18 protein-coding genes, 1 pseudogene and 1 riboswitch are annotated in these 14,140 nt (G+C 45.6%); of the genes and pseudogenes, 10 read left to right on the top strand and 9 right to left on the bottom strand.

The window, feature by feature from the left end; genetic code table 11:
* Positions 1-44: 44 nt before the first annotated feature.
* Together V6D41_RS11115 and V6D41_RS11110 are read right to left on the bottom strand one after the other, a co-directional pair.
* Complete coding sequence (locus V6D41_RS11115; protein ID WP_333518235.1) at positions 45-1,883, bottom strand: bifunctional homocysteine S-methyltransferase/methylenetetrahydrofolate reductase; 1,839 nt, start codon at positions 1,881-1,883, stop codon at positions 45-47.
* 90 nt (positions 1,884-1,973) lie between these two features.
* Positions 1,974-2,091, bottom strand: a riboswitch (SAM riboswitch).
* Between the two features lie 106 nt (positions 2,092-2,197).
* A complete protein-coding gene (locus tag V6D41_RS11110; RefSeq protein ID WP_148964259.1) occupies positions 2,198-2,689 on the bottom strand; it encodes a YajQ family cyclic di-GMP-binding protein in 492 nt (163 codons plus the stop codon).
* Between the two features lie 98 nt (positions 2,690-2,787).
* Here V6D41_RS11110 and V6D41_RS11105 point away from each other — a divergent pair.
* Positions 2,788-3,685: pseudogene (locus V6D41_RS11105) on the top strand (CvfB family protein).
* A gap of 52 nt (positions 3,686-3,737) precedes the next feature.
* On the opposite strand, the gene V6D41_RS11100 reads toward V6D41_RS11105, so the two are convergent.
* From V6D41_RS11100 to V6D41_RS11090, 3 genes are read right to left on the bottom strand one after another with little or no spacing between them, the layout of a single operon-like run.
* Positions 3,738-4,322 carry a sporulation delaying protein family toxin gene (locus V6D41_RS11100; protein ID WP_333518234.1) on the bottom strand — a complete coding sequence of 195 codons (585 nt, stop codon included), beginning with the start codon at positions 4,320-4,322 and terminating at the stop codon, positions 3,738-3,740.
* Positions 4,319-5,248, bottom strand: a complete 930-nt coding sequence (locus V6D41_RS11095) for a sporulation-delaying protein SdpB family protein (RefSeq protein ID WP_333518233.1) — start codon at positions 5,246-5,248, stop codon at positions 4,319-4,321. Before V6D41_RS11095 ends, V6D41_RS11100 begins: the two co-directional genes overlap by 4 nt.
* Positions 5,233-5,769, bottom strand: coding sequence for an SdpA family antimicrobial peptide system protein (locus V6D41_RS11090; protein ID WP_333518232.1), 537 nt, complete (start codon positions 5,767-5,769; stop codon positions 5,233-5,235). Before V6D41_RS11090 ends, V6D41_RS11095 begins: the two co-directional genes overlap by 16 nt.
* Positions 5,770-5,946: 177 nt before the next feature.
* On the opposite strand from V6D41_RS11090, the gene V6D41_RS11085 reads away from it, so the two are divergent.
* From V6D41_RS11085 to V6D41_RS11070, 4 genes are all read left to right on the top strand, one after another.
* The gene (locus V6D41_RS11085; protein WP_333518231.1) at positions 5,947-6,294 is read left to right on the top strand and encodes a PadR family transcriptional regulator; all 348 of its coding nucleotides are present in this window, start codon (positions 5,947-5,949) and stop codon (positions 6,292-6,294) included.
* Complete coding sequence (locus V6D41_RS11080) at positions 6,291-6,878, top strand: HAAS signaling domain-containing protein (RefSeq protein WP_333518230.1); 588 nt, start codon at positions 6,291-6,293, stop codon at positions 6,876-6,878. The genes V6D41_RS11085 and V6D41_RS11080 overlap by 4 nt, the downstream gene beginning before the upstream one ends.
* A 19-nt stretch (positions 6,879-6,897) precedes the next feature.
* The gene (locus tag V6D41_RS11075; protein WP_003239356.1) at positions 6,898-7,191 is read left to right on the top strand and encodes a DUF3784 domain-containing protein; all 294 of its coding nucleotides are present in this window, start codon (positions 6,898-6,900) and stop codon (positions 7,189-7,191) included.
* A gap of 135 nt (positions 7,192-7,326) precedes the next feature.
* Positions 7,327-8,943 (top strand): M4 family metallopeptidase, encoded by a 1,617-nt coding sequence (locus tag V6D41_RS11070; protein WP_333518229.1) that lies wholly within the window; start codon positions 7,327-7,329, stop codon positions 8,941-8,943.
* 47 nt (positions 8,944-8,990) lie between these two features.
* Here V6D41_RS11070 and V6D41_RS11065 read toward each other — a convergent pair whose 3' ends face one another.
* On the bottom strand, positions 8,991-9,842 hold the full coding sequence (locus V6D41_RS11065) for a DegV family protein (RefSeq protein ID WP_333518228.1): 852 nt from the start codon (positions 9,840-9,842) through the stop codon (positions 8,991-8,993).
* Positions 9,843-9,979: 137 nt separating this feature from the next.
* On the opposite strand from V6D41_RS11065, the gene V6D41_RS11060 reads away from it, so the two are divergent.
* Positions 9,980-10,822, top strand: a complete 843-nt coding sequence (locus tag V6D41_RS11060; RefSeq protein ID WP_087993468.1) for a YitT family protein — start codon at positions 9,980-9,982, stop codon at positions 10,820-10,822.
* Positions 10,823-10,840: 18 nt separating this feature from the next.
* Entirely contained in the window at positions 10,841-11,296 is a 456-nt protein-coding gene (locus V6D41_RS11055) for a BsuPI-related putative proteinase inhibitor (protein ID WP_333518227.1), read from the top strand.
* A gap of 30 nt (positions 11,297-11,326) precedes the next feature.
* Here V6D41_RS11055 and V6D41_RS11050 read toward each other — a convergent pair whose 3' ends face one another.
* The 3 genes from V6D41_RS11050 to yitU form a co-directional block, all read right to left on the bottom strand.
* Positions 11,327-11,524 (bottom strand): DUF3813 domain-containing protein, encoded by a 198-nt coding sequence (locus V6D41_RS11050; RefSeq protein ID WP_333518226.1) that lies wholly within the window; start codon positions 11,522-11,524, stop codon positions 11,327-11,329.
* Positions 11,525-11,677 (bottom strand): hypothetical protein, encoded by a 153-nt coding sequence (locus V6D41_RS11045; RefSeq protein ID WP_176365310.1) that lies wholly within the window; start codon positions 11,675-11,677, stop codon positions 11,525-11,527.
* A gap of 105 nt (positions 11,678-11,782) precedes the next feature.
* Positions 11,783-12,595, bottom strand: coding sequence for a 5-amino-6-(5-phospho-D-ribitylamino)uracil phosphatase YitU (yitU, locus tag V6D41_RS11040; RefSeq protein WP_148964264.1), 813 nt, complete (start codon positions 12,593-12,595; stop codon positions 11,783-11,785).
* A gap of 120 nt (positions 12,596-12,715) precedes the next feature.
* On the opposite strand from yitU, the gene V6D41_RS11035 reads away from it, so the two are divergent.
* The 3 genes from V6D41_RS11035 (at position 12,716) to V6D41_RS11025 (ending at position 14,090) form a co-directional block, all read left to right on the top strand.
* Positions 12,716-13,483 carry a prolyl oligopeptidase family serine peptidase gene (locus V6D41_RS11035; protein ID WP_333518225.1) on the top strand — a complete coding sequence of 256 codons (768 nt, stop codon included), beginning with the start codon at positions 12,716-12,718 and terminating at the stop codon, positions 13,481-13,483.
* Between the two features lie 64 nt (positions 13,484-13,547).
* The gene (locus tag V6D41_RS11030) at positions 13,548-13,856 is read left to right on the top strand and encodes a metal-sulfur cluster assembly factor (protein ID WP_148964266.1); all 309 of its coding nucleotides are present in this window, start codon (positions 13,548-13,550) and stop codon (positions 13,854-13,856) included.
* Positions 13,857-13,919: 63 nt separating this feature from the next.
* Positions 13,920-14,090 (top strand): YqaE/Pmp3 family membrane protein, encoded by a 171-nt coding sequence (locus V6D41_RS11025; RefSeq protein WP_333518224.1) that lies wholly within the window; start codon positions 13,920-13,922, stop codon positions 14,088-14,090.
* Positions 14,091-14,140 lie beyond the last annotated feature (50 nt).

Genomic DNA, 14,140 nt, shown 5'->3' with positions numbered 1-14,140 from the left:
AATCCGATTAGAAAAGACTGCCTGATTGACTCAGGCAGCCATATTTAACGCAAATAAATATTTTGGCGTTGTTCGTCTTTTTGCTGAATATACGAGGTGAGCTCAGCGGTTAAGTCAGATCTGAGAAAAGGCGTAATCAAGTAGATGCCATTAAACAGCTCGCATGCCGCATCCAGCAGGGAATGTGCAATTGCAAGGCTTTCCGCTTTTTGCTTCTCTTTATCCTCACCTGCAAGAGCCATTTTTTCGCGAATAGAGTCTGACAGCTTAATCCCGGGAATTTCATTGTGGATGAATTCAGCATTCCGGCTGCTTGTGAGCGGCATAATGCCGATATAGATCGGCGTCTTCAGATGCTTTGTTTCGTTATGGATATCGACAAGCTTCTGCTCGGAATAGACAGGCTGTGAAACAAAATAATCGGCGCCGCAATCTATTTTTTTCTCCAGCCGTTTTACCGCTTTATCCAGATGGCGGACGTTAGGATTAAATGCGGCGGCGACTGAGAAATTCGTTTTCTTGCCCAGGGGTTTTCCGGACAGGGACAGCCCTTCATTGAACTGTTTGATCAGCCTGATTAAATCAAAGGATGTTAAATCATAAACAGACGTCGCCCCCGGGAAGTCCCCGATTTTAGAAGGGTCGCCTGTGATAGCCAGCACGTCATTCAGCCCTAATGTATCAAGGCCCATTAAATGTGACTGCAAGCCAATAATGTTTCGGTCACGGCACGTAATGTGGACAAGGGAGCGCATATCGAGCTGCTGCTTCACAAGGGCGCCGCAGGCAACATTGCTGATCCGCGGGGTCGCCAAGGAATTATCAGCGAGCGTCAGGGCGTCGATTCCCGCTTCTTTTAATTCAGCAGCGGCGGACAAAAACTTGTCAAAACTCAATTTTTTCGGCGGATCCAGCTCTACGATGATGGAGCGTTTTTCCGCCGCGATCTCATTCAGGCCGGGCTCTGTCCGCTCATGATGAACAGAGATAAATTCTTTCGCCCGGGTTTTGACTTCTTTTTCCGTAATCGGAGCAAGCCCGCCAACCGCTTCCGCCATCGCGCGGATATGATTCGGCGTGGTGCCGCAGCAGCCGCCGATAATCCGCGCGCCTTGCTTGCGGAATTCTGCCGCGCTGTTTTGAAAATACGTGTCGTCAGTTTCATAGACGAGCCGTCCCTCTTCAAGCGAAGGAAGACTGCTGTTCGGATAAACTGATAAGAACACGTCTTCAAAAATCGGCACTTCGCTGAGCGCTTCAATCATATGATAAGGGCCGAGCCGGCAGTTAATGCCGACGATATCAGCCCCGAGATCCGCAATCGATCGCAATGCTTCAGAAAGAGATGTTCCGTCCTGCAGTACGCCTTGCTCATGCATAGAGACATTGAGCATAATTGGAAGTCCAGTCTCTTTGCGCGCGATTTTCAGCACTTCACGGGCTTCTTCCAAATCATAATATGTTTCTAACAGCAAGCCATCCGGCTCTTCATGCAGCAGCAGGTACAGCTGCTCGCGAAAACTGCGTTTGATTTCGTCAAGGCTGTACGCGTTTTTATTAAATGTGCGGATGCCGCCCATCGTCCCAAGGACGTACGCATCGCCTGCTGAAGCCCGCGCGATTCTTACTGCCTCTTGATTCATTTTTTTAATGTCATCCTCAAGCCCGTGTCTCGATAATTTAATATAATTGGCCCCGTACGTATTCGTTTGAATGATGTCGGCTCCCGCCTCAACGTACGCTTTATGTATGCGCTGAATTTCCTCCGGCTTCGAAATGTTGAGCTCCTCGAAACATCTGTCAATGCCATAGGAGTAGAGGAGCGTCCCCATGGCGCCGTCACCGATTAACACCTGTTTTTGCAAATCTTCTAAAAGTCCCATTGTCTGCCTCCTTTATTCACATTCAGCAAGGAAAAAAGAGAAATAAAAAAAGTCCTCTTAAGAAGAAGACTTTGTCAGTGATTTTGTCTCTTCTTATCTTCCAAGCTGTTCGAGCTTGCTGGATTTAGCACCTTGGTCATGGCTGATCGCCATTACACCGGTTGCTGAAGCTTCGTCGGGCCAGTCCCTCTGCTTCTCTTGATAAGAACGGATATGAAGTTTTCGTGTTCAGGAAATGCCAAAAGATTCCGGGTTTTTTCCCTTTCTCCAAATTTACCGAAAATAAAGACAATAATCAATAGGATTCAGAAAATTTATCTGAAATTTATAAATTGAACGTCAATCGGCAGATCTGCATCCCGCACAGCTGAGATAATCTGCTGCAGGTCATCCTTGTTTTTTCCGGTGACGCGCACTTGATCATCCTGCACTTGAGACTTTACTTTCAGTCCGGAGTTTTTGATGATCATATTGACTTTTTTGGCATTATCTTTGTCAATGCCTTGAACAAGCTTTGCGCGCTGGCGCACCGTTCCGCCGGACGCGTTTTCAACCTTGCCGTAATCAATGTTTTTTGTCGGCACGTTTCGTTTAATCAATTTACTGACCAGCACATCTTTCAGCTGGCTTAATTTGAATTCATCATCGGAAACGAGGACAAGCTCCTCTTTATCTAAAGAAATGTCGCTTTTGCTTCCTTTAAAGTCATAGCGTGTGCTGATTTCCTTTAATGCGATTTGGATCGCGTTTTGCACCTCAGGCAATTCCACCTTGGATACTATATCAAATGAACTTTCTTTTGCCATATGAAAACCTCCATAACATTTAACTTATGTGTTGATTATAGTAGAATAAAGAGAAACTTCCAACAGAACAAAGAATCAATTTGTGATGATTGGAAAAAATGTTAACAGCATCCGCAGAAAAATAAGCGGAACAGGAAGGACGATAGCATGAGACCAGGGCAGCAATTAACCTTGAGTATAGATCACCAAACGGACTTCGGTTACTTTTTAACCGACGGAGAAGACACGATTCTCTTACATAACAGTGAAATAACTGAGGATATCGAGGACAGAGACGAAGTAGAGGTTTTTATATACGTCGATCAGCAGGAAAGGCTTGCGGCCACGATGAGAATTCCTGTCATCAGCGCGGATGAGTACGGCTGGGTCGAAGTGGTGGATAAAGTGGAAGATATGGGAGTATTCGTTGATGTCGGTTTATCTAAGGACGCGCTTGTTGCAACTGAGCATTTGCCGCCATACGAAGATGTCTGGCCGCAAAAAGGCGACAAGCTCTACTGTATGCTGAAAGTGACGAACCGGGGGCGCATGTTTGCCAAACCAGCGCCGGAAGACATCATCAGCGAACTGTTTACCGATGCCTCAGAGGATCTGATGAATAAAGAGCTGACAGGTACGGTGTATAGACTGATCGCAACAGGTTCATTCATTATCACGGACGACGGTATCCGCGGTTTTATCCATCCGTCAGAAAGAAAAGAGGAGCCAAGACTCGGTTCAAGAATCACGGGACGGGTGATTCAAGTAAAAGAAGACGGTTCAGTCAATATGTCGCTGCTTCCGAGAAAACAGGATGCATTGTCTGTAGATGCCGAGTACATTCTGACGTATATAAGAACAAGAAACGGCGCTATGCCTTACGGCGACAAAAGCCAGCCTGACGATATCAGAGAACGTTTTAACATGAGCAAGGCCGCCTTTAAACGCGCGCTCGGCCATTTAATGAAAAGTGGAAAAGTGTATCAGGAAGACGGATGGACATACGAGAAAAAATAGCATGAAAAAGGCTCGCCTGCAGCAGGAGTGCAGAGCGAGCCTTTGTTTATTTCTAGTTTAATTCATCAACCAGCGTTCTGATTGCCATTTCGCGATCGACATTGTCTGAAATCGCAATCGGCGTAATATCAATGGCAAGAATGATCAGGATCAGGGCACCGGCTGCAGCAACATAAGAAACATAATAGAAATAGTTAGCGGTATCGACCGTGTTGACGAGCTCGGCCTGAACTCTGGACGTATCATCCTTGGAAGCGGCGATTTCCTTTGCGGCTTCCACTTTTTCTTCAACGATTTGACCCGCTTTTTTCAGCAGTTCATCCACTTTCAATGCATCTTTGCTGTAAACAGCTTTCTTCAGGTTATCAAAGAAGTCAGCATCCTCTTTTTTAATATCAGCAACAACCTGATTGGCAAATGCCTTTGCCTCTTTTGTGTTGAGTTTGTCAGTCATGGCTTTATTGAAGACCTCTGGAAGCTGTTTGCCTACTTCCCCCTGAGCAAATACAAAGCCTTTAAAAATTTCCTCACCTGAATACTCGAGCTGCTTTGCCTGTGCCACACTTTCTTGCTGCTTCACCAAAAACACAGTCGTCACCAATACAACCGACAAAAGCACTAGAAACGCCTTCTTCAAACTGAAACCTCTCCCTTCTTTTGTTTTTTATTCCACAACAGTCTGCGAATATATGTAAATTGAATCGTGGAATCGATAGGAGTGAGATACAATATCAAAATGCCGGCCATGATAAGCGAGAAACTGATGAGGCCCAGCATGACTGCAAAAATCTCATGCATAAAAACAGCGATGATCAAAATCAATCTCCAATGCTTCTTCGGCGCGAACAGCGCCGCAAAGATGACAATCTGAACCAACAGCGTCCCCCATGTCGGAATCACCACGAATGGACTTGTCACAAACGGCTTTGTTAACGCCTGAAAAAAGCCGTTAAAGCCGATGGTTTTTTCCTGGGCGAAATAATAGACGGCTGTTCCGTCCACCCATTCCTGCTGAGACAGCTTAGCGACGGTAGAGTGAAAATAAAGCACCGCCACTTGGATTCTGATCACAAAATAAGAAATAAAAGCTGTAATTTTTCCAAGTGTTCTTTTGCCCTCTAGAGGACTCGTGCTCCAATGCCATTTTCTCGGATCGGTCAGCGTGATGGGGAGCAATAAAAAGGTCATGACAGCTGCTGCCTGCTCGCCTCCGTCGATGACGATTAACGATGACTGCAAGCTGTAACTCACATACCAATGGAGAACCCCGGTGACTCTAGGGCGCCAGCCAATCACGACAAGCACCAGAATGACAATGCAGACCCATCTGAGAAGATTTAACATTATATAGTTATTTTCGCCGAGGCAAAAGAGACTGAGATTCATTTTACAGGCAGGATAACTGCTGATTCCGCTCGCTGGCTTCATGATGAGACTCGGATGATTGACGAGCAGCGTCAGCAGGCTGGATAGCGCAATGATGCTTCGCGCGAGGCCGTATACATTTGTCCACGGGTTTCTTTCGTCCCATCCGGTGATGGTCTGTTTTATGTTTTCGAGCATGAGATCACAACCTTGACTATGCTTTTTACCTGATAAGACGAAGGGGTGTATTTAGAATAGCTCCAAGGAACAATATCCTCTTTCGTCAAAAAGTAGCTGCCGCAAAGCAGCGGGCGGGGAGCGGGTGTTTTTAATTGCACGGTTTTGGCTTTGCTTTTGCAGGCGCCGAGGTCCTTTTCTTTACATGCTGTCCACTGTTCCTTGCCGACTTGGCTGTAGATGACGCCCATTTCAACGCCTTGAGATCTCCCATACCGATACAGGCCGAATAGATTATCAGCCCTCATATTGGGCCAGCTGACCTTGGCACTTTCTTCGCCATCCTCATATAATCCGATCGCAGTATCACGGGGATTTTTGCTGAAAAAGCCCCAGCCCTGAGGAATGACGCTGGACAAGAGAAATTTGACGTCCTTTGTCAGCGGAATCGGGGTTGTCCCTAAGCTGCCAATAATAGAAAACAGAAATAACGAACCCCAAAGGACTGAAAAAATGACAAAAAATGATATCGATTTCTGCATTCGACTGCTCCTTTTAACCTCAAGAATCGTTTTTTTACTTTTCATAATATAAAAACATTTATGTAATAAAAAGGTTAAAAAGTATGAGAAATTCCATTTTTGTTAAAAGAAAAAACAGGACCTTTTTCACTGCTATATGTGATTGATATATAGTGGTTTTTTCGATATATTTAAACCATGAAAACGAATCAAGTTAATGACCGCTGGATTGTTCAATTTCGAAAAGGGATTTTCGAGCTGGCCATCCTTTCCCTGCTGCGCTCTAAACCGATGTACGGTTATGAGCTGACGTCATTCTTAAAAACAACCTCGGCACTGGCTATTTCAGAGGGAGCGATTTATCCGATTCTTAAACGAATGACCGAGAAGGGATGGATCGAATTTTTTTGGGAGGATTCACTGGACGGCCCGAAAAGAAAGTATTATAAAATGACGCAAAAAGGAGAAGAAATGTTAAAAGAACGGCTGGAGAAATACCTGGAAACCCATCAAGCCTTACTGTCTTTATCGGAGGATTTGCTATGAATGCACAGCACATCATTGACAGGTACATGGAGGAACTAAATGCAGAGCTGGCGAATATGCCTGATGTAGAGAGAGAAAACGCCATCTGCGAATTAAAGGGGCATATAACCGCTTTCGTACAAGACAGAATCAAAGCCGGCCTTAGTGAAGAGGAACTGCTGGAAGCTGTTGAAACCGAATTTTCTCATCCGAAGGAGCTTGCCGAAGCGATGAGGGGTGATGGGGGAGAGACGAAACGGAGGGGGTCTTTATTGGGCAAAAGCTGGCTTTCGGTTCTTCTCATTGCCGTGATTATCGCCTTGCCGCTGCTGCCGCCCGATTACAGATATCTGCCGCTGGTTGTTTATTTAACGGTGCTCGCCGGATATGTGTGGAAGCGGAAAAAACTGATGATGTTTGCTGGCGTCAGAAAAAACAAATTACGCTCTCAAAAGGAGATTGTCACGATTTCGCGAGTCGGTGCGGCTTATTTGCTGTTTTTGGCTGTGCTGCTTCTTTTGCAGCCGTTCCTCAATGCATCCGTCGTCCTGCTGCTGATTGTTGTAAGCTGCGCCGCTTTTTTTCTTTTTCTAAACGTCAAGTAATGTTGTAGGAGGCTCAAATATGGAAATCGGCATCAATTATCTGTTAATTGTCATCGCGCTTTTATTCTTTGTAGTTGCCTATTTTGTCGGGATCAAAAAACAAACGTGGATGCTGGCCGGATTTAATGAGGCCCGTATCCGGGATAAAGATCGGCTGGCCAGAATAGCAGGCTACTTTTTCTTGAATTCCGGTTTGTTCATTTTGCTGAATAGCTTTATCTCGTTTCAAGGCCAAGAGCAGCTCATTCCGCCGCTTATTTTGGCATATGGAGCAGGGGTCATTATTTATGTCAATAAAAAATTAGTAGAGTAGAAAAAGAAGGGCAGAGCGAAATATCTCTGCCCTTCTTTTTTTGGAAAATAAGAACGATGCACCACATACAAGTTTTTGTTTTTTTGATAGGATGAAGAAAAATGATAGATTCCAAAACAGGAAGGATGTGGTGTTTTGCGCAACCTAGCCAAGACGTCTCTATTGCTGGCCGGCTTATGCACGGCGGCCCAAATGGTTTTTGTAACACAGGCCTCAGCTGATCAAAGCATCAAATATGACAATACGTATCAAACCCCTTCATACATCATCGAAAAATCATCACCGAAGCAAGCACAAAACACAACCCAAAAACAATCACTATTTTCCTATCTTAACAAGCATCAAACGCATTTTAAGCTCAAAGGGGATGCGAACAGCCATTTTCGCATTTCGAAAACAATAAAGGATCCAAAGACAAAACAAACGTTTTTTAAATTAACGGAAGTTTACAAAGGAATTCCGATTTACGGCTTTGAACAAGCGGTCGCAATGAAGGAAAACAAACAGGTGAAAAGTTTCTTTGGAAAGGTGCATCCGCAAATAAAAGACGTATCCGTCACACCGTCTATTTCTGAAGAAAAAGCAATACGTACAGCGCGGCGTGAGCTCGAGGCTTCCATAGGGAAAATCGAATATATTGATGGGGAACCGAAAGGAGAATTATATATCTATCCGCACGACGGGGCATATGATCTTGCCTACCTTGTGAGAATCTCGACATCTGAACCTGAGCCTGGCTATTGGCATTATTTCATCGATGCCAAAAGCGGAAAGGTCATTGAGTCTTTTAACGCCATTCATGAAGCGGCAGGTACAGGAATCGGCGTCTCAGGTGATGAAAAAAGCTTTGAAGTCACAGAACAGAATGGGCGCTATTATTTGGCGGACGAAACAAGGGGAAAAGGGATCAATACGTTTGATGCGGAGAACCTGAATGAAACCTTGTTTACGTTTTTGTCTCAATTGATAGGGTATACGGGCAAAGAAATAGTCAGCAGCACGTCGGTATTTAAAGAACCGGCGGCTGTGGACGCGCATGCAAATGCGCAAGCCGTTTACGACTATTACAGCCAGACATTTGGCCGAGATTCTTTTGATCAAAACGGAGCAAGGATTACGTCTACCGTGCATGTCGGCAAACAGTGGAACAATGCGGCGTGGAACGGTGTGCAGATGGTATACGGTGATGGAGACGGCTCAACATTTAAGCCGCTGTCCGGAGCACTCGACATTGTCGCACATGAAATTACACACGCAGTCACGCAGTATTCCGCCGGTCTTTTATATCAAGGAGAACCCGGTGCATTAAACGAGTCAATTTCCGACATTATGGGGGCGATGGCAGACCGTGATGATTGGGAAATCGGCGAGGATGTTTATACCCCGGATATGGCGGGAGATTCATTACGATCACTAGAGGACCCATCCAAGCAGGGAAATCCCGATCATTACTCGAACCGTTACACAGGAACAGAGGATTATGGCGGAGTCCATATCAATTCGTCCATCCACAATAAAGCAGCTTACCTTCTGGCAGAAGGAGGCGTGCACCACGATGTACAGGTTGAAGGGATTGGGCGTGAAGCATGTGAACAAATTTACTATCGGGCTTTAACATATTATGTAACGGCGTCTACAGATTTCAGCATGATGAAGCAAGCGGCAATCGAAGCGGCCAATGATTTATATGGTGAAGGCTCGAAGCAATCAGCTTCAGTCGAAAAAGCGTATAAAGCTGTCGGAATTCAATAAGCAAACAAAAACAGTCAGGACATTTGAGTCTGACTGTTTTTGTTTGCTTATTTTCTTAAAAAGAATATCGCCAATGTGCCGGGGCCGGCGTGTGAGCCGACCACAGAACCGATCGAATGCATGATGATCTCTTTCGGCTTGAACTCATCCTCTATCAAGTGTTTCATGCCAATGGCTTTTTCTTCATCCGCGGCATAGCTGATCCCGACGGTTTGATTGCTCCAATCATCACCGCGCTCCTTCATGAGTTCGATGATCCGTTTAAAAAGTTTCTTCTGTCCGCGGATTTTTTCCAGAGGCACCAGCTTGCCGTCCTCCATTTGAAGCAGCGGTTTAATATTCAGCAGACCTCCGACAAAAGCGGATGTTTTGGAGATGCGGCCGCCTCGTGCAAGATAGGTGAGATCATCCACGGTAAATATGTGATCAATCTGTTCACAAAAGTTCTTTACAGACGTTTCAATTTCTTGTATTGTATTCCCGTTGATACAGAGATCGGCGGCATGCCGGACGGCCAGACCGTATCCTAATGAAGCGCATTTAGAATCAATGACCCGCAAATCGAAATCGGGAAATTCCTCTTTCACTTCATTGGCCATCATCACAGCTGTCTGATACGTGCCGGAAAGGCCTGAGGAAAAGGCGATGTAAAGAGCGGGATCACCTGTTTTAGCATATTGCAAAAATACATTTTTAATCGTTTGCGGTGAGGCTTGGGACGTCTTAGGCGTTTCTCCTTTTTGCATCGCTTCAAATATTTGATCCGCATCAATCGTGACTGCATCTTCGAATTCTTTATCGCCGAGAGAAACCCTTAGCGGAATAAAGCCAATGCCGTTTTCTTCAAAGTAAGAACGGGGCAGATCGGCGGCGCTGTCAGCGATGAGATGAACTGTCATATTGCTTCCCTTCTTTCTGTTATCGCTCGTTATCATAAGAGTTAAGCCAACTATATCATATTAATTTGCCAAAATCGTGTTCAAATATTTGTTTTAAGGGAAAACATAATAAAGAAGAAAGAGCGGAGGAACAACCCATGGTACTAGATCAAACAAAAAAATTACTCGTCGTCATCATAGGCGCTTTACTCAATGCGGCCGGGCTGAACTTATTTTTGATCCCGGCAGACGTATATGCCAGCGGATTTACGGGTGTCGCCCAGCTTTTATCTAGCGTCATTGTTGAATATGCCCCCTTTTATATATCGACGGGAACGCTCTTGTTCCTCTTAAACATTCCGGTCGGTATTTTAGGATGGATGAAGGTCGGCAAATCGTTTACGGTGTACAGTATTTTAAGTGTCGGGCTGACTACATTGTTTATGGGAATCCTGCCGGAAACAAGCCTGTCACATGACATTTTGTTGAACGCGGTGTTCGGCGGCGTCATTTCCGCGGTCGGCATAGGCTTAACGTTAAAATACGGTGCTTCCACAGGCGGGCTCGATATCGTCGCCATGGTGCTTGCAAAGTGGAAGGATAAACCCATCGGCACGTATTTCTTCATTCTGAACGGGATTATCATCTTGACGGCAGGATTATTGCAAGGTTGGGAGAAAGCATTATATACCCTGGTTACACTGTATGTGACTACGAGGGTGATCGACGCCATTCACACCCGCCACATGAAGCTCACGGCGATGATCGTGACGAAAAAAGCGGACGAAATCAAAGAAGCCATTTACGGAAAAATGGTCCGCGGCATCACCACTGTTCCGGCCAAAGGAGCCTTTACGAATGAACAGAAAGAGATGATGATTATCGTCATCACAAGGTATGAACTGTACGATTTAGAGAAGATCGTCAAAGAAGTCGATCCGAAAGCATTTACAAACATTGTGCAAACGACTGGGATTTTTGGTTTCTTTAGAAAAGACTGACGAAAGCAGGTGGAAGTCGTGAAACGGCTGCTTGTGATGCTCTTGCCCGTACTGCTTTTGATAGGCTGCGGGAAAGATGAGCAGACAGAACCCGATAAGGAGGTATCAGGCGGAATGGAGAATCAAGAGGTTGTTTTATCTGTTGACGCAATTCAGGAGCCTGAACAAATCAAGTTTAACATGTCGCTGAAGAACCAAAGCGAACGTGCTATCGAGTTTCAATTCAGCACAGGACAAAAATTTGAACTTGTCGTGTATGATTCTGAGCACAAAGAAAGATACCGTTATTCGAAAGACAAAATGTTTACGCAAGCTTTTCAAAATCTGACACTTGAACCTGGAGAAACTTATGATTTTTCTGATGTGTGGAAGGAAGTCCCTGAGCCGGGAACCTACGAGGTGAAGGTGACATTTAAAGGAAGAGCGGAAAATCTCAAACAGGTTCAGGCTGTTCAGCAGTTTGAAGTGAAATAAGAGGCTATGGCAAATCGCCATAGCCTTTTTTTACTGAAGTCTCTCCAGCTGATCCTGAAATTGATGGAGCTGGCGACGTTCTGCATCTGTCGAGTTGGCGTACGCAGAAGACACAGCATTTTTGGCTCTCAGAATCGCTTGATCCTGATCGCCTTCCTCAAAGCCGTTTGTCACCATGACAGCCTGTTGAACGAATGATTTTGCCTGCTGAAACAGTTCATTTCTCATTTAATATTCATACTGCCTTTCCGCCGAGTCTCGTGCCGCGGCATGCTGGTGAGCTTCTTCTAAAGTAGACCGATATGGAAATTTTGCGGCGTGTAGCCCGACGGAGTCTTTACCCTGGTGAATAAACCTTCTGGATTTGCTTCGTTTACCCATTTTAAGACTGCCCCCTTCCATACTTTGACGAGATGAGTCGTCTTCAATAGTATGGTGGGGCGAAGTCATGTTTATGAATGGGAAAATATTAATACGGGCCGGCCTTTAAAGTGAAAAATATTCTTTCAAAAATCTTGCCACGCCGTCTTCTTCATTTGTAACGGTTGTTCGGTTGGCAACCTGCTTGACCGCGTCAATGCCATTTCCCATCGCAACGCCGCAACCGGCGAATTCAAGCATTTCCAAATCGTTATCCTCATCCCCGAAAGCAATGATCCGCTCCTGCGGCACGCCGTAATAATCGCTGATTTTCTTCAGGCCGACCGCTTTATTCATGCCGCTTTTAATAATTTCTATGACATGCCACGGCGCGGCCCATCTTCTATGGTCGATCACCTCGGCGTGCACATTCGATAAATAGGAGCGTATGGCCGGCACATCTTCTTCTTTTGCGTGAATGAGCACGGATGTGACATCTTCTCCGAGATTTTCCCGCAAGTCTCCGACCGTCACGTTTGTTGTATTCATGTTAAAAGCATCAATCAAGTGCTCATCATGGTAATGAAAGTACACGTCGTCAATGACTTCAGCGAGCACATTATGTACGTTGTAGCTCTCGCTGATATCCACCAGCTGTTTCACAACATCAAGCGGCAGCGAGGTATGGTACCGTCCCCAGCTGTCGTCCTGTGGATGATGGACAAACGCTCCGTTAAAATTGACAATCGGCGTTGTCAGCTCCATCTGCTGGTAGTACATGGAACTTGAACGGTACGGACGTCCTGTTGAGATGCAGACATAATGCCCGTCATCTTTTAGGTGCTGTATCGTCCGAAGGGTGTTTTCTGATATGGTTTTATCATCCTTTAATAACGTTCCATCTAAATCTAATGCGATTAAATAGGGTTTTGTCTCCATGAAAAGCTCCTTTAACCTTAGAGTTTGCTTGTTTTGCCTTAATTACAGTGTAGCTTTTTACCATCTTTATTGTCTACATGTTACACTTATGATTATGGTTATCCTAAGGAGGGGCACACTGTGATTCAAATTGAAAATCAAACCGTTTCCGGTATTCCGTTTTTACATATTGTAAAGGAAGAGAACAGGCACCGCGCGGTTCCTCTCGTGATCTTTATACATGGTTTTACGAGCGCGAAGGAACATAACCTTCATATTGCTTATCTGCTTGCGGAGAAGGGCTTCAGAGCCGTTCTGCCGGAGGCTCTGCACCATGGCCAACGGGGAGAGCAAATGGCTGTTGAAGAACTGGCCGGCCATTTTTGGGACATCGTCCTCAACGAGATTGAAGAGATCGGCGCACTCAAAACCCATTTTGAAAAAGAGGGCCTGATAGACGGCGGCCGCATCGGCCTCGCAGGCACGTCAATGGGCGGCATCACAACGCTTGGCGCACTGACTGCTTATGATTGGATAAAAGCCGGCGTCAGCCTGATGGGAAGCCCGAATTACGTGGAGTTGTTTCAGCAGCAGATTGACCATATTCAATCTCAGGGCATCGATATCGACGTGCCGGAAGAAAAGGTAGAGGAGCTGATGAAGCGTCTCGAGTTGCGGGATCTCAGCCTTCAGCCGGAGAAACTGCGCCAGCGCCCGCTATTATTTTGGCACGGCGCAAAAGATAAAGTCGTGCCTTACGCGCCGACCCGGAAATTTTATGACACGATCAAGTCCGATTACAGCGAGAAGCCGGAACGCCTCCAATTTATAGGAGATGAACACGCCGACCATAAAGTCCCGCGAACAGCTGTGTTAAAAACGATTGAATGGTTTGAGACGCACTTATAAAGCACAAAGGTGTTAACAAGGGCAGGATTTACGTTATACTGTAGAAAAAAAGGAGTGAGGGAACGTGGAAGAAGCATTAAAAGAAAACATCATGGGCGCCCTGGAGCAGGTTGTCGATCCTGAGCTTGGCGTTGATATCGTGAACCTTGGTTTGGTATATGATGTTGATATGGATGACGACGGTTTAACGCACGTTACGATGACATTGACATCAATGGGGTGCCCTTTAGCGCCGGTTATCGTGGATGAAGTGAAAAAAGCGTTAGCGGACATTCCCGAAGTGAAAGAGACGGAGGTTCACATTGTGTGGAATCCGCCTTGGACAAGAGATAAAATGTCCAGATACGCGAAAATCGCGCTTGGCATTCAATAAAACAAAAGAGGACAGCCTGACATATGAGGCTGTCTTTTTTTACAGCTGAAAGGAGTGAAGGAAATGATGTATCTGCTGGCTGTCCTATTCCCGCCGCTCGCAGTTTTGTTTTCGGGAAAACCGGTTCAGGCATTGCTGAATCTCATATTGACCTGTATCTTTTGGCTGCCGGGCGCGATTCACGCCTGCTTTGTCGTGGCCGACCGCCGCGCCGAAAAACGGGCAAGGAGATAGTCTGGAAAAATGAGGGCGCAGACATGGTATAATGGTCATAAAAAAACAGC

The organism is Bacillus sp. 0102A, from assembly GCF_036765155.1.
Lineage (GTDB): Bacteria > Bacillota > Bacilli > Bacillales > Bacillaceae > Bacillus > Bacillus subtilis_G.
The sequence above is the reverse complement of the archived record's forward strand: the minus strand, read 5'-3'. Positions and strand labels throughout refer to the sequence as shown.